The organism is Micromonospora sp. DT4, assembly GCF_049841675.1.
Lineage (GTDB): Bacteria > Actinomycetota > Actinomycetes > Mycobacteriales > Micromonosporaceae > Micromonospora.
The window spans coordinates 18,743-39,987 of record NZ_JBNCKT010000049.1 but is presented as its reverse complement, the minus strand read 5'-3'; the positions used below and the strand labels follow the sequence as shown (position 1 = coordinate 39,987).

Here is a 21,245-nt window from a genome sequence, read left to right as displayed (position 1 = left end):
CGGGCTGAAGGGAAAGGAACCCGTCAGGGAACAGCACACCGCAACAACACGGCCGATAGGCAGCGACACGCTACTAGGAGGCTAGGGATCAGGTCGGGAGGCGAACCCCGCCGGGTTGCGGAAATAGCAAGACGGACGTACGGTTTTGTTGAGATCGGAATCGGCGGTAAGTGCTACCTAACCTCGGCGGCACCCCGGCCGGTGCGACAGACTGCTCAGGACTACTCACGGTCGCTGGTGTGAAGGAGTACGACGTGGCGAGCCTCGACACCTTCGGTGCGAAGACCCAGCTACGCGTCGGAGACGCGAGCTACGAGATTTTCAAGATCGACAAGGTGGACGGCCACGACCGGCTGCCGTACAGCTTGAAGATCCTGCTGGAGAACCTGCTGCGGACCGAGGACGGCGCGAACATCACCGCCGACCACATCCGCCAGCTCGGCGGATGGGACCCCACCGCCCACCCGAGCGTGGAGATCCAGTTCACCCCGGCGCGGGTGCTCATGCAGGACTTCACCGGTGTCCCCTGCGTGGTCGACCTGGCCACCATGCGCGAGGCCGTGCGTGACCTGGGCGGCGACGCCACCAAGGTCAACCCCCTCGCCCCCGCCGAGCTGGTCATCGACCACTCGGTCATCGCCGAATTGTTCGGCCGCGAGGACGCGTTCGCCCGCAACGTCGAGCTGGAGTACGAGCGCAACAGGGAGCGCTACCAGTTCCTGCGCTGGGGCCAGACCGCGTTCAACGAGTTCAAGGTCGTCCCGCCCGGCACCGGCATCGTGCACCAGGTCAACATCGAGTACCTGGCCCGCACGATCATGGAACGTAACGGCCAGGCGTACCCGGACACCGTCGTCGGCACCGACTCGCACACCACGATGGTCAACGGCCTGGGCGTGCTGGGCTGGGGCGTCGGCGGCATCGAGGCCGAGGCCGCGATGCTCGGCCAGCCGGTCAGCATGCTGATCCCCCGGGTCGTCGGCTTCAAGCTCTCCGGCGAGATGCCGGCCGGCACCACCGCCACCGACCTCGTGCTGACCATCACCGAGATGCTGCGCAAGCACGGCGTGGTCGGAAAGTTCGTCGAGTTCTACGGCCCCGGCGTGAGCGCCGTGCCGCTGGCCAACCGGGCCACGATCGGCAACATGTCCCCGGAGTACGGCTCCACCGTGGCGATCTTCCCGATCGACGGCGAGACGATCCGCTACCTGGAGCTGACCGGCCGCGAGAAGCAGCAGGTGGCGCTCGTCGAGGCGTACGCCAAGGAGCAGGGCCTCTGGCACGACCCAGCGGCCGAGCCGTCGTACTCGGAGCGCCTGGAGCTGGACCTGGGCACCATCGAGCCGTCGCTCGCCGGCCCGCGGCGCCCCCAGGACCGGGTGCCGCTGGGCAGCGCGAAGACGCTGTTCCGCTCGGCGCTGACCGACTACGTCGCCGACGACTCCACCGACGGGGGTGTTCTCAAGCCGAGCGTGGCCCGCGAGGAGCTGCCGCGCGGCGCGAACGGTCCGGCCGACGAAGCCAGCGCCGAGTCGTTCCCGGCCAGCGACCCGCCGGCCAACGAGTTCAGCGACCCGGCCGACGAGCCGCGCGACCTGGAGACCGCCGCCGCGGGCGCGGGCGGCCGGGCCAGCAACCCGATCCGGGTCACCGGCACCGACGGCGCCGAGTACGAGCTGGACCACGGCGCCGTGGTGATCGCGGCGATCACCTCGTGCACCAACACGTCCAACCCGCAGGTGATGATCGGGGCGGCCCTGCTGGCCCGCAACGCGGTCGAGAAGGGCCTGACCCGCAAGCCGTGGGTGAAGACGACCCTGGCCCCGGGCTCGAAGGTCGTCATGGACTACTACGAGCGGGCCGGCCTCACGCCGTACCTGGACAAGCTCGGCTTCAACCTGGTCGGCTACGGCTGCACGACCTGCATCGGCAACTCGGGCCCGCTGCCCGAGGAGGTGTCGGCCGCGGTCAACGAGCACGACCTGTCGGTCGTCTCGGTGCTCTCGGGCAACCGCAACTTCGAGGGCCGGATCAACCCGGACGTCAAGATGAACTACCTGGCGTCTCCGCCGCTGGTCGTCGCGTACGCCCTCGCCGGCACGATGGACATCGACCTGGCCAACGAGCCGATCGGTGAGGACAGCGACGGCAACCCGGTCTACCTGCGCGAGATCTGGCCGAACAGCGCCGAGATCCAGGACGTCATCGCCCAGGCGATCGGCGCGACCGGCTTCAGCGCCGCGTACGCCGACGTCTTCGCCGGCGACGAGCGCTGGCAGTCGCTGCCCACCCCGACCGGCGACACCTTCGCCTGGGACAGCGACTCGACCTACGTGCGCAAGCCCCCGTACTTCGAGGGCATGCAGCAGGAGCCGAGCCCGGTCGTCGACATCTCCGGCGCGCGGGTGCTGGCCAAGCTGGGTGACTCGGTGACCACCGACCACATCTCGCCGGCCGGCGCGATCAAGGCCGACTCCCCCGCCGGCACCTACCTCGCCGAGCACGGCGTGCCGCGCCACGAGTTCAACTCGTACGGCTCGCGCCGGGGCAACCACGAGGTGATGATCCGGGGCACGTTCGCCAACATCCGGCTGCGTAACCAGCTGGTGCCCGGGGTGGAGGGCGGCTTCACCGTCAACCACCTCACCGGCGAGCAGACCTCGATCTACGACGCCTCGATGGCCTACCAGGAGGCCGGCATTCCGCTGGTCATCCTGGCCGGCAAGGAGTACGGGTCGGGCTCGTCGCGGGACTGGGCGGCCAAGGGCACCATGCTGCTGGGCGTCCGGGCGGTCATCGCCGAGTCGTACGAGCGGATCCACCGCTCCAACCTCATCGGCATGGGCGTACTGCCGCTGCAGTTCCCGGTGGACGTCACCGCCGAGTCACTGGGCCTCACCGGCACCGAGATGTTCACCATCACCGGTGTGACCGCCCTGAACGACGGCGACACCCCGCGCACGGTGACGGTCACGACCGACACGGGCGTGGAGTTCGAGGCCGTCGTGCGCATCGACACCCCGGGTGAGGCGGACTACTACCGCCACGGTGGCATCCTGCAGTACGTGCTGCGCCGCATGATCGCCAACTGACGTCGTACACCTGAGAAGGGCCGCTTCCCGCACTGGCGGGGAGCGGCCCTTCAACATCTCTGCCTTCCCGTGCCCCGGGTAACTGTCTCGCGCCCTTTGCTCTGCTTCACTCGGCGCAACACTGGCGGTGCGGTGCCGTTGCGCCAGTTGAAGCAGAGCAAAGGGCAAGAAAGAGGTACGGCCAGCGAAGGATCCGGGAACAGGTCCCCGCTCAGCGCAGCCGCAGCGCGACCGCGCGGGCCTCCTCGTCGGTCAGCGGCAGGAACCAGAGAAACGGCGGACGATGGCGACAGGGTCGGGCCCGTCCGGCCGGCCGCGCAGGTCGCGGATGGCCCGGCGGGTGATCCGGGAGAACTCGGGGATTAGGGACGCGCGGCGGGCGGCGTCCGTCGGGGTCGCTCGCAGCGCCGGGCAGGGCCAGTCCTGCCCGCAGGCGTCGCAGATCCAGGAAGGACCATCGGCGGTGTGCGCGCGGCCGGCGGGCCGCACCCGGGCCGCCGGCGTGACCCGGGTACGACGTTGGCGGCGCGACCTGCACCGTGATGCGGTGGAATGACGCGCTCGATCGAGCGCGGCGGCCTCTGACGCGGCTGCTTCGGCCGGCTCGGCAATGGACCGACAGTTGGCTTCGTGTGATCCCGGCGCTTCTCCTCGGGCATCCTGCCTCCCTCTTGACTGCTGTCTCCATAGCACCTTGCCGAGGGTTGCCAATCAATTACACTGCGCAGAAGTATCTACCTCCGACGTCTGGAACGTTCTGGAGGGCATGGAGATGAATCGAGCCGTACAGGCTGCCATGGTCGAAAAAGGCCACACAGCGGACACCCTCGCTGCTCAGATTGGTGTCGATCCGAAGACGGCGGCGAAGTGGGCGAGCACGGGACGAATTCCGCAGACGCGTCATCGTGCGCGGGTCGCCGAACTCCTCGGCCGGAACGTCGACGAGCTGTGGCCCGACGCGTTGAAGCGCCGGACACCAGCCTGGTTCCGGCCCTGGGCCGAGATCGAACGTGAGGCGCTGTCGCTGCGCTGGTTCGAATTCGCCTGGATACCGGGGCTATTTCAGACCAAGGCGTACGCGCTGGCGACGCTGGTCGGTGAGGCGCTGACTCCGTCCGAGGCCGACGATCTCGCCAAGGTACGGCTCAGCCGCCAAGCCATCCTGCGAAGGGAGCGCCCACCGCTGATCGTCGCGGTCCTGGACGAGGCAGTCCTCCGGCGCACCCTTGCTGGCGACCGGTCCATGATGCGAGAGCAGTGCGAACGGCTGGCCGAGCTGGGTTGCCTGCCGAACGTGTCGCTGTTCGTCGTGCCCGCCGACCACGGCATGTATCCGGGCCTCGGTGGGCCGTTCACCGTCGCGGAGATGCCGGACGGGGCGCGGGTAGCCCACGTCGCCAGTCAGGCGCAGGCGCAGCTCATCGAAAAAACAGCCGACGTTGCTACGCTCGACCGACGGTGGGAACGCATTCGCGACGGCGCCCTGTCTCGTGCACAGTCCCGCAACCTCATCAGGGAAGCGGCAGCATCATGGACCTGACCGGCGCTCGGTGGCGCAAGAGCACCAGGAGTGGCAACAACGGCGGCAACTGCGTCGAGGTGGCCGACAACCTCGCGGGCGTCATCGGCGTACGCGACTCGAAGGACCCAACCGGTCCGGCGCTCGCCCTCGACACGGCGACCTGGGCCCGATTCCTGGTGTCGGCCAAGCGCGGCTGGGTCTCCGAGAGAGCGTGTCTCGCATGTTAGTGACGTCCCGAACGGATCGTGGGTTGACGCCGCCACCACCAAGAGTCCTGGTGCTTCGTCGATGTCCGTGGTGGTGGATGATCTGGCGTCGGTCGCGGTGCGGTTGCCCGCGGGTGAGTTGATGCTGCTGGATCCGTGCACGGCTCCGCGCAGGAGGCGATGGTTGGCAGGTTCCGGGTCGGCGAGGAGCAGTTGGGTGCGTTGATCGAGGCCGACCCGTTGCCTGTGCGTAGGACCGTCGCTCTGTGTCAGCCTTTGACTTTCTCGCAATCGAAGACAGCCGTGACTAGTTGTTCGAGCTCGGCACTGTGGTGGTGCTTCGTGTGATGGAGGCCGGCGAGGGCATCGACCCATTGTTGCCTCTGCTCCCTGCTAAGGGTATTGCGGTTGGCCTCGGCGAAGGCGCGGGCGCGGTCGAACCTTCCACCCTGGATGTCGGCGAGCACGCCGAGTATCCAGTTGGAGATGTCATTGGTGCCGGTCGCCTTGACCATGGCTTTGAGGTTGTCGGTGGTAAAACTGTGCCCGGTTGACGCGTCGAGTTGCTCGGCCTTGTGTAGCCGGTCGACTAGATTGAGGAGCAGTTGGGGCCGTGGCGCCACGTTGGCCGCGTAGTCGAAAACGATGTCGGCGTGGCCGGCCGCGCCGAACTGCAGTATCGGAGCGAAGATGTTGAGTCGGGGCTGAGCGGGGACCCGCTCGTTCATCCGCTCAACCTGGGCCAGGCCGGCCTCCATCTGCTTTCGCGACCAGTTTTTCCGAAGCCTGTCGAAGTGGACGCGGGCGGCCTTGAGATCCGGTGCCCAGATCAGCTCGCCGAGTACGTCCTCGACTCGGGCGACCGCCTCGGTCCCCTTGGCTAGCTTCGCCGCCGCGTCCAGGACAGCGGCGTCGACCCTGGACCAGATTTTGTCGGACGGTTCAACCTTCCACTGGTAACCCGCCTGTAGGGAGCCCCGCCCGGAGGCTGCGGATTCGGTAGCCAATCCGGAGGGACGCAGTTTGTCGAGCGTCGGATGCAGAACCGCAGCACCGTAACACCGTGTCACCCTGAGTAGATTTTCATCGTCATCCCCGAGGGTGATCACCACCGGCAGCAGTTCACGCTGGGCGAGTTGCTCGAGCAGTTCGTTCAACGTGGCGATTTCGGTAGCCCGAGCGGGACGCCCAATGTTCGGTACATCCACCACAATCACTGGAATGCTCCCTTGAGCCGCCGCCTCGACCAGCGGAACGAGTTCCGGGCGGGCTTCGGTGCCCTTTCGAAAGGAGATCACGTGGACATTCACACCTGCGGTGACCCCAGCAGGTAGCCGCAACGACCAACTTGGCATCCCGGCAGCGGCAATACTTGAGTGTTTGAGAGCGCTCTGCTGCTCGACCACGATGGGCTGCTCGGCGCCAGCCCGCCGTCGGGCAGCCGCGCCGATCCGACCACCGGTAGCCAGGTCACCTGCTGCCGCTACGGCAGCGCCGAGCCAGTCACCGCGTCCTGAGCCACCGCGTGGCCGTAGCGGATGCTGTGCGGTGCGGAAATGCTCGACGACCCTGTCCACGGCCCGCTCGTCTCGGGTGCGCAGACGCAGTGTTTCGACCGCTTCGAGGATGACCGCCGGCGTCTGCGGGATGAGATGGCGCATCAAGGCTTCGTTGACGTGCTCCACCAGGCTCAGGTCAGCAGGCGTGACGGGCACGACTCGCTGCAGGCGCGGACGGATAAGCACCGTGTCGTTGCGCAGGTTATCGGGCGCTTGGACCTCGGCTACGGTCACGTCGCGCACCGATCGACCCTGCTCTTGAAGGCTTCGGAACACCTGCGGGATCAGTTCCCGTAGCACGGCGTGCACGCGCGCCCGGGAGGGGCCCGCGACCTCCAACTCCAGGGCACCGTCCGCGGAGCTGTCGACCACGTCGTACGCCAGGTCACGCAGCACCGAAACTGTTGAGCTAAGAAGGGAGTCACCACTGACGACCCTCACCTGCACTGGTTCGATGAGCGGCGGCAACCGACGAATCCACCAAACAACTACCGTGCGGCGCTGCCGCGAGGTGATCTTCACGGGACCGATCGATTCACCCGCGCCACGGGAGAACGGGGGGTGAAGCACCAGAAGATTCGAGGCCCTCCCGATCTGATCCGCGAGTAGGCGATGCACGGTGGCCGCACGAGCCGATCCGGAGTCGCCCGCCCCCCGGGCCATCCCGAATAGGCTGCCCGCGCCGGTCCCGCCGCCTTCCACGAAGACATCGACCTGCATGCCGTATCTCACATCGGCGGCGATCGACCTGGCAGCCTTCATCAGCTCCACGGGAGTGCTGTCCAGGTCAGTACGTCGCTCATCGAAGTCAACTGTCAAGCTGGTTTGATGGGGCAGATTGACCGGCACCTGGAATGCTCCCCGCAACATGCGCGTACCGCGCTTCTCGCGGGCCAGCACCGGGATATCGAGAGCCTGCCTCACGGAGCGAGGAAGCTCGATCGTGTGCAGCTCGACCTCCGCTTGGTCGTCCTTCTTGTCGTTCAGATTTCGGAAGCCGGAATAGGTGACTGACCGGACGCGGTCGCGAAAGAAGGGCAGCGTGAGGAGGAACCCAATGACCGCGTCCCAGGCGCCAGCGGAATCCGGAAGGTCCTTCAACAACGGCTCGACCGCCAGCAGATGAAGGTCACCTTCACGATTTGCCAATTCACGAATGAGATACGTGACGGCCCGCCGCAGCGCCGGAACCACCGGCGCGCCCACGTGTACGCCGCTCGAAACGCCAGGGGCCCGGTGCAACTCCGGCATCCAGCTATGGGCGGAACCAGTGGCGATCTCGGCTTGGGTAATTGCCGGAACGCTACGGTAATCATAACCTATGGAATTCACCAAAAGATCAATATTGGCGGGCCCGCTACGTTCGATGATTGATCGAGCTCTTCGCCTACCTCCACCCTGCACATAATACTTAATATGAGCTCTCTCAGTGTTTTCCACCGCGTGCGAACCAAGAGCCAACGTGGCCAAGCGCTGGGCGTAGTTGCTACGCAGCAAGTCAATGAGCTTCTTTGTTACCGGATGGTCACGCGCAGCCATTACTGATGAGTTGCTGAAGGCGTAGGATCGTCCAGCGCGAATCAATTCCAGCGCAAATCCATGAGCCAAAAACAGTCGGTGAAGCTTTGACACGCCGCGCAATTCATTGTCGCCGTCGATGCCTATGCCACCAAATCGAAGAAGGACTTCCGGTAACGAGATGTCTTTGGCTTCGGCGTACCCTCCGGTTGTACCCTTCGAAAGCGCGAGTTGAAACTCGGGCATCAGGCGCATGGGCATCGCGGAGTTGAAGACCTCATGCACATTGATCAAGAAAATCTTGTTGCGGATCGCCCACTCCCGCATGTTATTGACTGCAGGAGATAGCGACCGGAACTCCGCACGGGTCACCGTCGTCCACAGCACAGTGGTGAATCCCCGAAGCGCGGCCGCCTTCGCCGAATTTGCGATGGAGCCCTGGAACTTATGGGTCATTGGGCGGGATCCGTCCAGAACGCTCCCGTACCAGAACGTGTGCACGATCGGCGGCATTTCGATATGGGCCAGGAGGCTGCCGTCCCGATCGGTTTCCTTGGCCAACGGCCCCATCCAGGTGACGTTGGAGCTTTGCCATACCGTTGCCGGGTTCGGTAACACGCCGTCAACGTCCACTGGTGCGGCCGCTGCGGTCAAATCGAGCCGGCGAAACAGATCAACCAGCGTCCCCGTGGGAAGGTCATCGAAGTCCCGGCCGGCCAAAAACTCAGGTGGTGGTGGCAGATCACGCAGCGCAAATGGGTCACGCCCCCACAACGGCAGGCGGTCCAGCGGCTGCCGCTGCCAGTCCGGACGCCGCCGCCCCTGCCGGAACTCCTGCCACAGCTGATCCAACAACCCCGGCCTGGGTGCGTCGAGAATTCGCCGCACCTCAACTCTCGCGCTTGTCCGCCATGATTGGCTGCGGGCGGCTTCCGCCGAATATCCGCGTTCGCGTGTGAACTCATTGCGAACGATGCCGGTGAGCGTGTCGTGATGAGCCAGCGCCTCATCGACGGTGAGCAGGCGATCGCCGTAGGAGCGCACCTCTATGGTCACCAGCGGCAGAACCTTGTTGGCGAAATCCAGGGAATCAATCCCGCGCACATTCAAGCTACGCAACTGGTTGATCGCGGACGCCTCGGCTGGCTGCAACCCTTGATCAAAATATGCCATAGCCGAGTGGCGGTGTTCGCGCTCCACCTTCTCAGCATTGCCTGCATCGAGCGGATTCCCGGCATAGATCCCGCTTGCGAAGTCGACGGGCGTGCCGTCGGCCATGCCATTGAGGCGGCGGTAATTGCTGGAGAATGCTGCGGCAGCCTGAGGGTCGGCGTGCTCGACAGCCTGCTGAGCTCTTTGCCGGAACGTGTCCGAAATGAACGCATGGTCGGCCTTCAGGTAGCGTCGCACGTCGTCCGGTAGGGCCGCGTGGATGTCAGCCATCGCGTTGCGTGACGCCGCCGCGAGGTGTCCCTCGATCGGGCCGTTGGGTATCACGACGCCGTGCATCTTAGCTGCCGCGTTGGAGTAGAGGAGTGCGCAATATCCGGACAGTCGCTGGGCGTCCATATCGCCGCTAATTTTGCTGAAGATGTCACGGACATCCCCCGAAGACAGCATCCTCGGCTGCTGGCCGAACTCGCGCCAGACAAAGAACCGGGCGGCGAGCAGATCGCCGAATGCCAACCCGTCGGCTAGATGTCGTTTGGCCCAAGGTTGCCAAGTGTTTTCATGCACATGCCTCAGGAACGCGCGAAGCCCGCCGATGTTCACGCCAAGCGTGCGCTGGAAACGGGCGCCATTTTCGCTGCCAATCGGACGGCCTCCGATCCGCGCTCTCGCACCCAGTTCGGTGAACGTGAAACCCGCCGACTGAGAGAAGATCTCCGTTAAAGGGAGTCTTGGCGCAGCTACCCCCGGCTCGGAGACCATATGGTCAACCACCGACTCCATACGACGAAGCGTGCTAGCCACTAAAGACCGCCCACGATCTCCCGAATCCCCTTCAAAATTTTGTGTGACGCCACTGACAAATTCGAGAATCGGAACTCTATTCATCTTGGGCTGAGGCTCGCCTGACTGTCGTGCCAACTCAACGGTTCGATACAGCAGGTTACTCCTGCCAACATAGATGTGCTCAAACTTGATCTGGACGGTGAGCGCTCCAGACGAGTGAGCGATAAGGATGTCGCCTTCCTGGATGCCGTCATTGGCCACACCCGGGAAGGCGACGATGTTCGGAAATTCAGTTTCGGTGCCGGAGCCTGCGTACTCTCGGTGGCCGGGCGGGTCGAGCAAGGCACCAGCGGCCGACGTTGATGCGACGGTGCGTCGCAGTGGTACGCGTCGGCCTTCCGCGTCAACCACCAGCACCCGCAGCGACACCTGACCAGCTGTAGGGGTATGCGCCGTTAACCGCTGTTCGGGGCCGTGGTCTTTTAGCCGCTGTTCGGGGCCGGGCACGGCGGTGACGGCCGGCCCACCGGGTGCGGATAGGTCGACCCACTGCAATTCAGCATCGGTGGGCTTGTAGATGGCGACCGCGTGGCCCTTGCCGCGAGCTCGATCCACCAGTAAGAACGCCACGCTGCCCAATGCCAGCGCAGATAACGCGGCTTTCACAGACTCTACCGAGTCGATCAGGTCCCACCGGTGGGGGGAGGCGAATTCGATCCCGCCGCGCCTTGTGCCGATGCGCACATCGTCGAGGACCTCGCTGGCGTGTACCCCGGCGGGAAACAAGGCGTCCCGGAAGCCGTGCAGCAGCAATGTGCACGCATTCAACTCGTCCGTGGGCGACGCGACAGAGACGCTCAACTTCTCAAGCCCAGCAACGGTCATCGGAGCACGCGGCGGTCGACGCAGACGTCTGCCCGCAGCGATGGGTTTTACTGCAACGTCTACCAGGCGTCTCTCGTCCACCACCGGGATCAGCACGTTCACCGCAGTGAGGCGAAGCGCGCTTACCTTCCAAGGAAGGTCTGCGGCCTCGACGCCTGCCTCAGTTTCTCTGACCAGAGCGACGCCGTCGGGTGAGCGGATCGCCAGAAGCTCCTCGACGCCCTCGGCTGAAGTGACCCGGATCCGAACGGCTTGGCCCGCTGTCAGGACCGACAACTCCCGCCACAGCCCAATCACGCCGCCTTCAACGCTGCGAGCCTCACCGGCCGACGCAGTCGTCAGACCGACGCCAGCGAAACGGGCGTTGACGATTGCACGCGGCAGACCCACCTCGGCGCGAGTGCCAGCCAACCGGACCAAAAGCGGCCCCGGGCGTCCCGGAACAGGCTGAGCCAGGTTGACGCCGGTTTCCGTGATGCTAGAAGCGTGCTCGGCGACGAGATGAGCTTCCGGCAGCACCAAAACGTAGTCGGTGCTGACCGCGCTGGTGGGATTCCCCTCGACATCCACCGGCAACACCCGTCCGCTGCCGGAATCAACCAGGGCATTACCGGGAACGCGAACCGGTACACGCATCCTGTTAGCGCGAGCAACCGCCTCAGCGAAATCGAGCGCGACGGCAACCGCCTCGGGCGGAGCCTCCACCGTCCTGGCGAGCACACCTAGGGGCAGCGCCAACAAGGCCCCTGTGAATACGCTGGACCAAGCCGCTTCCGGCACAGTGTGAACCAGATGCAGGCCAGGCACCGGATCGGCGCGCAGTGCTTCGGACGGCACCGACACCCGCCCGGGACCCACAAAAAAACCGGAACGCACCCACGTGATGTGGGACTCAGGACAAACCAAACGCGCAATATCCGCCATATGCCCTCCCCGTCGATTGAGGTTATAGACGATCTATTCCAACGGGTACGCGGCAGTGGGGTGATCTTCGCAACGCTTGAGCCGGCTCGCCGTTGACGATGAAAGATACAGAAGGTGAAGTTTGAGTCTGTCGGCGCGGTGGCGTGATTCGGATCGATGGGTCGGTCGGCCGGGGTAATGAGGTGTCCGGCTGGTGGTGGGATGAGTACGGCGGCCAGGGCCCGACGCGAAGTGGTCCGGGGGCAGGCTGCGATCATGTTCGAGGTGCAGGGCGACTGCGGAGATTGCTGCTGAGCTGCGGGTTTCGGAGTAGTCCGTGCGGGAGGGGCGGCGCCCGGGGGAAGGCGGCTCTGGCGTCAGCGGGGCCCGGCGGTACGGACTGCAAGCTTGACCCGGTGAGCAGCGCAAACAGTTGACCGTCATGCTGAACGAGGGTTCGGTGGCTCAGGGCTGGGCTGGGAGCGTGTTTGAGAGGGGCCCGCGCCCCCGTCCGAAGCCGAGATTTTGAACAGGTCCCGTTAGCTGAAGACGGAAAGGGTCCAAGATTGACCCCCGCAGCACTCTCCGATGCCCCGACCGGCGCCTAGGGTGCGAGTTCGGCCGAGCATTCCAGCAGTGCTCGACGCTCCGCAGTCGAATCCACCATCGCCGCCGCCTCCCGGAACAGTGCGGCGGCGCGACGTCGGTCGCCCCGCCGGGCCACCAGGTCGGCCTCCACCGCCGCAGCGAGCGGGTAGCCGTCCAGACCTCCCCCGGCTCGCACCGCGTCGAGCAGCACCAACCCGACGCCCGGCCCGTACGCGTAGCCGTGCGCGACCGCCCGGTTGAGCGCGATCACCGGCGCGGGCCGGGGGTCGGCCAACGCGTCGTAGGAGCGTGCGATCGCCGGCCAGGCGGTGTCGTCGACCGAGACGGCGATGGCGTGGCAGGCGGCGATCCGGCCTGCCACGCGTACGGCCCGTCATGGCGTACCCGCTCGAGGGCGGCCGAGCCCTCGGCGATGCCGGTGCAGATCGCCTCGCCCAGGTCGGCACGGTCGAGCAGGTCGAAGCCCACGATCACCTCGGCAGTCTCCGCGAACGGCCCCTCGGAGACCAGCAGCCCGCCGGTACGAACACGGACCGTGGTGGCAGCACCGGCAGGCCCGAGCACGTTGCCGGTCAGCCGCCGACCACGCGCGTCGTTGTCCGCCACCCACTTGTGGATGTCGTGCGGCTCGGTCGGGTCGGTGTCCGGTGCGGCGTCGCTGCAAACGAACATCATGAACTTCATCGGTCACTTCCTGTCGCTCGGGTTGTCGCCAGCATGACGAGCGGACAGGAGCGTTCCGGACAGCCTCCCCGGAAAACTTCGGTCAGTCCCCGCTGGCGGCGCGCCGGCGAGCCTCGCGGGTCTTCATGGCGTGCTCCATCAGGGTCACGAGCACCTCCTTGCTGGACTCGCGCTGACGGGCGTCGCAGAGCAGCACCGGTACGCCCGGGTCGAGGTTCAGCGCGGTCTGCACCTCGTCGAGCCGGTACTGGCGTGCGCCCTCGAAGCAGTTCACCGCCACGACGAACGGGGTGCCCCGGCCCTCGAAGTAGTCGATCGACGGGAAGCAGTCGGCCAGCCGACGGGTGTCGGCCAGGACCACCGCGCCGATCGCGCCGAGCGCGAGCTCGTCCCAGACGAACCAGAACCGGTCCTGCCCGGGCGTGCCGAACAGGTAGAGCACCAGGTCGTCGCTGATGGTGATCCGACCGAAGTCCATCGCCACGGTGGTGGTGGTCTTACCCTCCACCCCGGACAGATCGTCGATACCGACGCCGGTCTCGGTCAGCACCTCCTCGGTGCGCAACGGCCGGGTCTCGCTTACTGCTCCGACCATGGTGGTCTTGCCCACGCCGAAGCCACCGGCGACCAGGATCTTGATCGCGGTGGGCAGTGGCGTCGCTCCCGCCGGCCGGTCAGAGTGCCCGTAGTCCATTGATTACCGCCTCGAAGATGCTGTTGTCGGAAAGACCGGCCGTGGTCTGCGGTTCGCGTACCTGCACGAGGTTGCGGGCCGCCAGGTCGCCGAGGAGCACCCGGATGGTCCCCACCGGCAGGTCGAGGTGGGCGGCGATCTCGGCGACGGACTGTATTCGCTGGCACAGGCCGACGATCGCCAGGTGCTCGGGACCGAGACCGACCTCCGGCGTCACGTCGGCGCGGGTCGCGGTGACCAGAGAGATCAGGTCGAACGTGCCGGTGATCGGGCGGGCGCGCCCACGTGTCATCGCGTACGGGCGCACCACCGGGCCCGCATGGTCATCCACCCACTGATGCTCTGCGGACTCCCCCTGCACCGTCATGGCCGTTACCTCTCGCCAGCCGACTGTTCGGTGCCCCGCGATGGGGAGGCCACGTACTTGCCGACGCGGGTGACGAGCATCGCCATCTCGTACGCGATGAGACCGACGTCGGCGTCCTCGGTGGCGAGGACCGCCAGGCAGGCGTTCCGGCCGGCGGCGGTGACGAACAGGAACGACGACTGCATCTCGATGATGGTCTGCTGCACCTGCCCGCCGCCGAAGCGCTTGCCGGCGCCCCGGGCCAGGCTCTGGATGCCGGCCGCCATCGCCGCGAGGTGCTCGCCGTCGTCCCGGCTCAGCCCCTCCGAGGAAGCCATCAACAACCCGTCGGTGGAGAGCGCGACCGCATGCTCGGCCTGCTTCACCCGGCCCACCAGATCATCCAGCAACCACGTCAGGTCGGCACTCGAAGCCGTCTTCTGGGCCACTTCGTCGTCCTCTTCTCGCCCGGCAGTTGCGCCGTATTCGTCTTGGGCTTGACCGTCACACCGCGCGGAAACCCGCAGCGCCGGTGCTCGGTCAGGTGGCTTGTGATTCCTCGTCGGTCGGCTCGGGCGTCGCGCCCGACGCGCCGCCGAGTAGCCTCGACGCATCGGTCCTACCGCGCCGGGTACCGGTCTGATAGGAGCTCATCATCCGGCGTACCTGCTCGGGCGGCCGTACCACGTCCTCCTCGTCGGACTCGGTCACCGCCGGGTCGTCGCGCAGCTCGGGCACGATGTTCGCCTGGCGGACCCGGACCGGCAGGCCGGAGCCGCTGCGGCCCGTCTCGGTCCGCGCCGGAACCGGCCCGCCGTCGGCGCTCGGCCCGCCGCTGCCGCCCATTCCGGCCCGGTCCACCGCGGGCAGGCCGGTGGGCACCGTCGGGCCCTCCAGGGCCGGCTGGCCCAGGACACGCCGCGCCCGGCTGGGCAGGTCCGCCGCTGCGGCGCCCGGCGCCGTCCGCTGGCGGGTGGGGAGTACGACGTCCTTGTCGCTCCCGTCCTTCTGCTCGGTGGTGGTGCTGTTCCCGGTCAGCGCCGAGGCGACCGGGGTCACCGGCTGCGGCGCGCCCGAAGCACTGGTGTCCGTTGCCGCGGTGGCCACCGCGACCGTCGAGAGGCCGGCGGGACGACCGCCCTCGACGGGACCGACGGTGGTCGGCCCGGCGGGCAGCGCGATGGCGGTCGGGCCGGCCGGGATCGCGCCGAAGTCCTCCGGGTCGGTTCCGTTCGCCGTGATCAGCTCCAGCGGGATGAGGACGACCGCGGTGGTGCCGCCGTACGCGGACTCCTTGAGCCGAACCCGCACGCCGTGCCGCTCGGTCAGCCGGCTCACCACGTAGAGGCCGAGCCGGGCGGCGTTGGCGAGGTTCAGCTCGGACTGGTCGACGATGCGGTGGTTCGCCGCAGCCAGGTCCTCCTCGCTCATGCCAAGGCCCCGGTCCTCGATCTCGATGGCGAACCCGTTCGCCACGAGCTGGCCGCGGACCTCCACGGTGGTGTGCGGCGGCGAGAACGACAGGCCGTTCTCGATCAGCTCGGCGAGCAGGTGGATGATGTCGCCGACCGCCCGGCCGGCGAGCGAGACAGCTCCCAGCGGCAGCACGTTGACCCGGGTGTAGTCCTCCACCTCCGCGACCGCGCCGCGCACCACGTCCACCATGGGGACGTTGCGCCGCCAGGCCCGGCCCGGGGTGGAGCCGGAGAGCACGATCAGGTTCTCCGCGTTGCGCCGCATCCGGGTGGCCAGGTGGTCGACCCGGAACAGGTCCTCCAGCTCCTCCGCGTCGTGTTCCCGCCGCTCCATCGCGTCGAGCAGGGTGAGCTGGCGGTGTACCAGCGCCTGCGTACGCCGGGCCAGGCTGAGGAAGACCTCGCGGACGTTGCGACGCAGCTCGGCCTGCTCGACGGCGGTGCGCAGGGCGGTCTCCTGGACGGCGTTGAACGCCTTGCCGACCTGGCCGATCTCGTCGGTGCCGAACTCCAGCGGGGGCGCCTCGGTGGCGACGTCGACCTCTTCGCCGCGGCCGAGCCGGTCGACCACGCGGGGCAGCCGCTCGTCGGCGAGCTGCCAGGCGGCCTGCCGCAGCCGGTCCAGCTGGCGCAGGAGGGTACGGGCCGTGGTGATCGAGACGACGACCGAGGCGATGACGGCGAGCAGACCCAGACCGGTGGCGAGCACGAGCCGGACGATGACCATCACGGCCACACCGGTGGCCCGGCCGACGAGGTCCTCGCCGCCGTCGACGACGTTGTCGTTCACCTCGGCCAGGGCCGGCTCGACGGTGCCGCGCCACTGTTCGGCGCCGACCGGGAGTTGGGTCGCCGGCCGGCCGTCGCGGATGATGCTGTCCTGCACGGCGCGCAGCCGGGTGAACGCCTCGCCCTCGACGAGCTGCTGGTAGCGGCGCTGGTCGGCATCGGCGAGCCGGGCCCGGGTCTCCTCGCCGAGGAACCGCTCCGCGCCGACCAGGCTGACGTAGCGGGCGTACTCAGGACCGCTGATCCGGCCCGTGCCGGAGAGGCCGCTGAGCAGCGCGTCTTCCTGCGAGATCAGCTCCTTCATCCGGTTGAGCTGGATCAGGGCCGCCGCGTCGGCGGCGATCTCCTTGTCGTCCAGGCTGCCGGTGACGTCGTAGATCCGGAAGATCGATTCGATGGCGTTCGTGTAGGCGTCGGCGGCGGAGACGCGGTCGACCTTGCGGCCGAGCACGTCGGCACGGGTCTGCTGGAGCCCGTTCATCTGCGCGATCGTGGCGTCCAGCTGGGCGTCGAGGGCCGGGCTGCCGGCCATGTCGACCTGCCAGTTGCGGACCGAGCCGGCGAAGTCGTCCGCCAACTGCGCGGACTTGCGCTGCTCGGTCTCCAGCGCCGCGCGCTGCGCGGAGTCGGGGTTACTCAGGTACGCCTGGGTCAACCGCCGCTCGAGCTGCAACTCCTGCAACAGCGGCTCGCTGGGCGCATAGACCTTGCTGTTGAGCAGCTGGACACCGAGCAGGTTGAAGCCGTCCCGCAGGGTGACCCATGCCGCGAACATCCAGAGCGCGACCAGGGAGAGCAGCAGGGCGACAACCTTGGTGCGGATACTCGTACCGCGAGAACGCATTGAACCGTCCCAAGCCGGGCGTTGACTCAGCTCATCAACGGGTGATCATGGAAGACGACGTCCCGCCATGGCGGGACATCGGGGCTGAGGCTCTGCGTACGCTAGCAAAGTTCACACAACCCCTCAAGTCGCTGCTTTTGTTGCCTGGTAAGCACAATCCACCACCGAACGGTCGACCCCCGTCAGGTGTACGGAGGCGAGGCGACAGGCGGCCAGGATTGCCGCGCGAACGATCGCGGTAGGACAGTACAGCTCTTTTCCGTACCACAGTGGAGAGTCCGTCCGGCCGGACGGTTGGTGCAGGTAGGCGTGCCCGCGCGCCACCGCGTCGTCGACCCGGGGCGCTCCGGTCGGCGCGGCCAACAGCACCTGCAGGGCGTACGCGGTCTCCTCGGCCGTGCCGTCCCACCGCCCCCACGAGCCGTCGGCGCGCTGGTTGTCCAGCACCCGGCGGGCCGCCCGGTCGACCGCCTCGGCCGCCACGCCGCCGCGCCCGAACTCCGCCAAGGCCAGCACGCAGCAGGCCGTGGCGTAGTACGGCGAGGCGTGCCACCGGTCCTGCCAGAGGCCATCGGCGAGCTGGTGTGCCGGCAGGACGGCGCTGAGCCGGTCGACCGTCCGGTGGTACCGCGCGTCCGCGCCGGGGTGCGCGGCCACGTGCTGGCCGAACGCGTCCAGCACGTGGGCGTTGGTGGTGACCGAGAAGCCGTCCTCGCTCCCCGGCCAGGTGCAGAAGCCGTCCGCCGTCTCGTACGCCCACAGGCTGGCCGGGTCGGCGGGGTGGCCGAGCCGGGCCAACGCGTCCAGCGTGACCGAGGTGGTGTCGGCGTCGGTCGGCAGACCCTCGCCGGTGGCGACGCCCTCGGCGGCGGTGGCGCTGGCCAGGGTGCGCAGCACGGTCGCCGGCGGGTTGACCGCGACACCGGCGCGGCGCAGCCCGCCGAGCACCCACGCCCGTTCGAACACGGTGATCGGCGTCGGGCAGGGCACCGGACCGTCGCCGTCGCGGATCAGCTTGCGCAGGAAGGCGTGCGCGGCGGGGCCGGCGTCCGGGCCGGCGGCGCTCAGCCAGGCGGCGGTCGCGGCGGGTGACGCGCCGACGGCGGTGAGGGTCGGTCCGGCGTCGGCCGGCGTCGCGTCCAGCACCTCGTAGAAGTGGGCCAGCTTCGGTGGCAGCGTCGCCCCGGCGGCGACCGCGGCGCGTACCGCGCGCAGCCGGTCGGGGCGAAGCCCCGCGGGCAGCCCCAGCGGGGCGTGGGGCAGCCGCTCGGCGGTCGTCCGGTCCAGCCGGGACAGCCGGCCGTTGATCGACTCGACCAACGCGGGAACGATGAGGTCCAGCGCCGGGGTGTCCGGCAGTGCCCGCGCGTGCGTGGCGAGCAGCCGGTCGGCGAGCGCGTGCAGCCCGCGCGTCACCGGTGCGAGCAGGTGCGCGCCGGCTGATCCACCGTCGGCCAGCGCCGCGAGCAGGGCGTCGGTGGCACTCAGCGTGGGCACCAGGGCGTACCCCTCGGGTGGGCCCCACGCCCCGTCCGGGCGCTGCTCGCGCAGCAGGAACGCGATCCGCTGGTGGTGTCCCGGCAGCCAGGGCGCGTCGGCGACCAGCCGACCGCTCTCGTACACCGAGGGGGCGACCTGCCCCCACGGTCGCAGCGCAAGGCCGGCGATCAGCTCGCGCGCGGCGTCGGTGGCCGGTTCGGCCAGGACGTGCCCCGGGCCCTCACTCATCGCGTACTCCCCAGAAGTCCGACAGCTCGTAGAAGCCACCCGTGAAGGAAATTTGCCGGTGCAGGTAGTCCGCCTGGCGCGGACACCGCTCGGCGAGGGCGGCCAGGTCACCTCGGGCACGGTTGGTCAGCTCGGCGAGGCGGGCGTGCACCCGCGCCGGGTCGTCGACCAGCAGCAGGGCGTTGAGGTCACCCCACTCGGCGTCCCGCTCGTGCGTGGCGAGGTCGTTGACCAGCCGCAGCACCCGCTGCACGCCACGTCCGGCGTCCAGCAGGTCGGTCAACTGGGCGAGGGTTTTCTCGTCGCCGGTGGCGATCCAGTGCGTGACGTTGACGAAGGAGCAGGCCAGGTTGTCGGCGTTGTCCAGGTAGCGGTCAAGATCCGGCAGACGCTTCCCGGTGGTCGGGTCGGTGGGCAGGTTCTTCCAGTCCCATTCGCGCGACACAGCGACCAGCATCCGGGCCAGCTCGTCGCGCCAGATCGGGCGCAGCCGGATGAACGCCGGCACGGTGGCCAGTTCGTCGCGCAGGTCGGCCAGCAGCCGCGCGAGGTGCCGGCCGGGCGGGGGCGCGGCGCCGTCGGCGACCGCCAGGCAGTCGGTCACGATCGTCCGGACGTCGTCGGCGGACCGGGCGAGGTAGTCGACCTGCCAGTCGGCGGCGAAGACCCAGAGCAGGGTACGGGTGGTGATCCGCAGCTCGACGGCGGTGTGCCACGGCGCGGTGAACGCGATCGCGGTGGCCACCGAGCTGAGCAGCGCGGCGTCGAACGGCGCGGCGTCGAAGAGTTCCGGGTGAGCGGCGGTGACGCCCTGCAGGTCGCGGACACCGCGTACGGCGAGCGCGCACACCCGGCCCTGCTCGGCGACGGCGTCGGGCCCGGCCTGCACCGGCCATGACACGCCGGTCACGAGGCGACCGGACGCTCGACCGGAGTGACGATCAGCTCGGCCCGCTGCTTGGGTTGCAGCGAGGCGCCGAGCCGGGGTGTCAGGCCGACGGGCTCACGCAGTCGGAACCGGTAGCGGCTCAGCACGGTGCTGACGATGAGCTGCGCCTCCAGCAGGAACAGGTACTGCCCGAGGCACTGGTGCGGGCCGCCGCCGAAGGGGAAGTAGGAGTAGCGGTAGCGTCGGCGGGGCTTCTCCGGCGCGAAGCGCTCCGGGTCGAACAGCACCGGGTCGTCCCAGAAGGTCGACATCCGCTGGGTGACGTACGGGCTGACCAGCACGGTGCCACCGGCCTTGATCCGCACACCGCCCAGCACGTCGTCGTCCACGGCGGTACGGGGGATCATCCAGCCGGCCGGGTAGAGCCGCAGCATCTCGTCGAGCACCATGCGGCCGTAGCGCAGCTGCGGCAGGTGCTCGCGGCCGACCCGCTCGGAGCCGACCACCCGCTCGATCTCCTCGGTCATCCGCTCGGCCACGTCGGGCCGGGACGCCAGCACCGGCCACAGCCACGAGAGCAGTGCGATGGTGGTCTCGGTGGCGGTGGAGAACATCGCCACCACGTCCCCGCGGATCGCGTACTCGTCGGGTTCGCTGCCGTCGGCGCGCGGCCGGCAGAGGGTGGAGATGATGTCGTCGCCGTCGGTGGGCCGGGCCCGGGCCTCCCGGATGATCGGCAGCACCACCTCGTCGATGGTCCGCACGGCCTCCCGGAAGCGTCGGTCGCCGGGCATCGGCACCGCGTACGGCACGAAGGGCACCAGCAGGCGCGGGAGCATGGCGGTGGTGACGGTGTCCAACGCCGCGCTGATCCGCAACGCGTCCGGCACCGAGATGCGGTCGGCGAAGAGCACCCGCATGGTGGTCCGCAGCACGATGCGGGTCAGCTCGGCGCCGCCGTCGATCGGGCGACCGTCGAGGGCCGGCTCCAGCCACTCGTCGACGGCCTCGTTGATCGCCTCGGCCATCCTGTCGACGAGCGTCTCGGCCCGCTTCGCGGTGAACAGCGGTTGCAGCGCCCCCCGGCTGGACTCCCAGATCTCGCCCTCGGCGACCAGGATGGCGTCGCCGACGATCCGACGGACTGGCCGCCACAACAGACCCTCGCCGTCGCGCGTGTAGTTGGCAACGTTGTCCCTCAGCACTCGTTGCAGGTGCTCGGGATGACTGACGAGGTACGGGCGGAACGAGCCGAGATTCAGCCGGACCACCTCGCCGCCGGCCGCGTCCGCGAAGCCGACAAGCGCGCCGAGCGGGTCGCGGACCAGCGCGGGCAGGGCACGACGGAGTGGGATCATCCGGGGTTCGGTGCTGACGGGGGCGGGGCCGGCATCGGACACCTGGGACATGCAACGTCTCCTCGTCGTCCCGCCGGCCGAGGCGGTCCACTTCGGCCGGTCGGGACTGTGGAATTTTCACCTTCTGGGCGTCGGAAGCATCTCACCAATTCCAGGACACCTCTAGACCTGTGACCGGTGAAATTCCA

At 68.1% G+C, this 21,245-nt stretch carries 14 protein-coding genes; 4 read left to right on the top strand and 10 right to left on the bottom strand.

Translation table 11 applies throughout. The annotated features are described in order from the left end of the window. The first annotated feature begins 239 nt into the window (after nucleotides 1–239). From ACLQ24_RS16040 to ACLQ24_RS16025, 4 genes are all read left to right on the top strand, one after another. Nucleotides 240–3,092, top strand: a complete 2,853-nt coding sequence (locus ACLQ24_RS16040) for an aconitate hydratase (RefSeq protein WP_425892420.1) — start codon at nucleotides 240–242, stop codon at nucleotides 3,090–3,092. 328 nt (nucleotides 3,093–3,420) lie between these two features. Next, nucleotides 3,421–3,648: a hypothetical protein gene (locus ACLQ24_RS16035; RefSeq protein ID WP_425892418.1), complete on the top strand. Its 228-nt coding sequence runs from the start codon at nucleotides 3,421–3,423 to the stop codon at nucleotides 3,646–3,648. A gap of 216 nt (nucleotides 3,649–3,864) precedes the next feature. Further along, complete coding sequence (locus ACLQ24_RS16030; protein ID WP_425892425.1) at nucleotides 3,865–4,632, top strand: Scr1 family TA system antitoxin-like transcriptional regulator; 768 nt, start codon at nucleotides 3,865–3,867, stop codon at nucleotides 4,630–4,632. Next, nucleotides 4,623–4,841, top strand: a complete 219-nt coding sequence (locus tag ACLQ24_RS16025; RefSeq protein ID WP_425892416.1) for a DUF397 domain-containing protein — start codon at nucleotides 4,623–4,625, stop codon at nucleotides 4,839–4,841. The genes ACLQ24_RS16030 and ACLQ24_RS16025 overlap by 10 nt, the downstream gene beginning before the upstream one ends. 248 nt (nucleotides 4,842–5,089) lie before the next feature. On the opposite strand, the gene ACLQ24_RS16020 is transcribed toward ACLQ24_RS16025, so the two are convergent. The 10 genes from ACLQ24_RS16020 to ACLQ24_RS15975 all read right to left on the bottom strand — a co-directional run bounded on the left by ACLQ24_RS16020 (nucleotide 5,090) and on the right by ACLQ24_RS15975 (nucleotide 21,054). Next, a complete protein-coding gene (locus ACLQ24_RS16020; protein WP_425892415.1) occupies nucleotides 5,090–11,662 on the bottom strand; it encodes a hypothetical protein in 6,573 nt (2,190 codons plus the stop codon). A 583-nt stretch (nucleotides 11,663–12,245) separates the two neighbouring features. Next, complete coding sequence (locus ACLQ24_RS16015) at nucleotides 12,246–12,500, bottom strand: hypothetical protein (protein WP_425892413.1); 255 nt, start codon at nucleotides 12,498–12,500, stop codon at nucleotides 12,246–12,248. Next, nucleotides 12,497–12,934, bottom strand: a complete 438-nt coding sequence (locus tag ACLQ24_RS16010) for a YciI family protein (protein WP_425892411.1) — start codon at nucleotides 12,932–12,934, stop codon at nucleotides 12,497–12,499. The genes ACLQ24_RS16015 and ACLQ24_RS16010 overlap by 4 nt, the downstream gene beginning before the upstream one ends. Nucleotides 12,935–13,016: 82 nt before the next feature. Then, nucleotides 13,017–13,628 carry a GTP-binding protein gene (locus tag ACLQ24_RS16005; RefSeq protein WP_355053540.1) on the bottom strand — a complete coding sequence of 204 codons (612 nt, stop codon included), beginning with the start codon at nucleotides 13,626–13,628 and terminating at the stop codon, nucleotides 13,017–13,019. Further along, nucleotides 13,609–13,995, bottom strand: coding sequence for a DUF742 domain-containing protein (locus ACLQ24_RS16000; RefSeq protein ID WP_425892409.1), 387 nt, complete (start codon nucleotides 13,993–13,995; stop codon nucleotides 13,609–13,611). The genes ACLQ24_RS16005 and ACLQ24_RS16000 overlap by 20 nt, the downstream gene beginning before the upstream one ends. A 5-nt stretch (nucleotides 13,996–14,000) precedes the next feature. Continuing rightward, entirely contained in the window at nucleotides 14,001–14,423 is a 423-nt protein-coding gene (locus tag ACLQ24_RS15995) for a roadblock/LC7 domain-containing protein (protein ID WP_425892408.1), read from the bottom strand. Nucleotides 14,424–14,514: 91 nt separating this feature from the next. After that, on the bottom strand, nucleotides 14,515–17,082 hold the full coding sequence (locus ACLQ24_RS15990) for a nitrate- and nitrite sensing domain-containing protein (RefSeq protein WP_425892406.1): 2,568 nt from the start codon (nucleotides 17,080–17,082) through the stop codon (nucleotides 14,515–14,517). A 123-nt stretch (nucleotides 17,083–17,205) separates the two neighbouring features. Then, on the bottom strand, nucleotides 17,206–18,810 hold the full coding sequence (locus tag ACLQ24_RS15985) for a prenyltransferase (RefSeq protein ID WP_425892404.1): 1,605 nt from the start codon (nucleotides 18,808–18,810) through the stop codon (nucleotides 17,206–17,208). Further along, nucleotides 18,803–19,720: a terpene synthase family protein gene (locus ACLQ24_RS15980; protein ID WP_425892402.1), complete on the bottom strand. Its 918-nt coding sequence runs from the start codon at nucleotides 19,718–19,720 to the stop codon at nucleotides 18,803–18,805. Before ACLQ24_RS15980 ends, ACLQ24_RS15985 begins: the two co-directional genes overlap by 8 nt. Next, entirely contained in the window at nucleotides 19,717–21,054 is a 1,338-nt protein-coding gene (locus ACLQ24_RS15975) for a cytochrome P450 (protein ID WP_425892423.1), read from the bottom strand. The genes ACLQ24_RS15980 and ACLQ24_RS15975 overlap by 4 nt, the downstream gene beginning before the upstream one ends. Nucleotides 21,055–21,245: the final 191 nt, after the last annotated feature.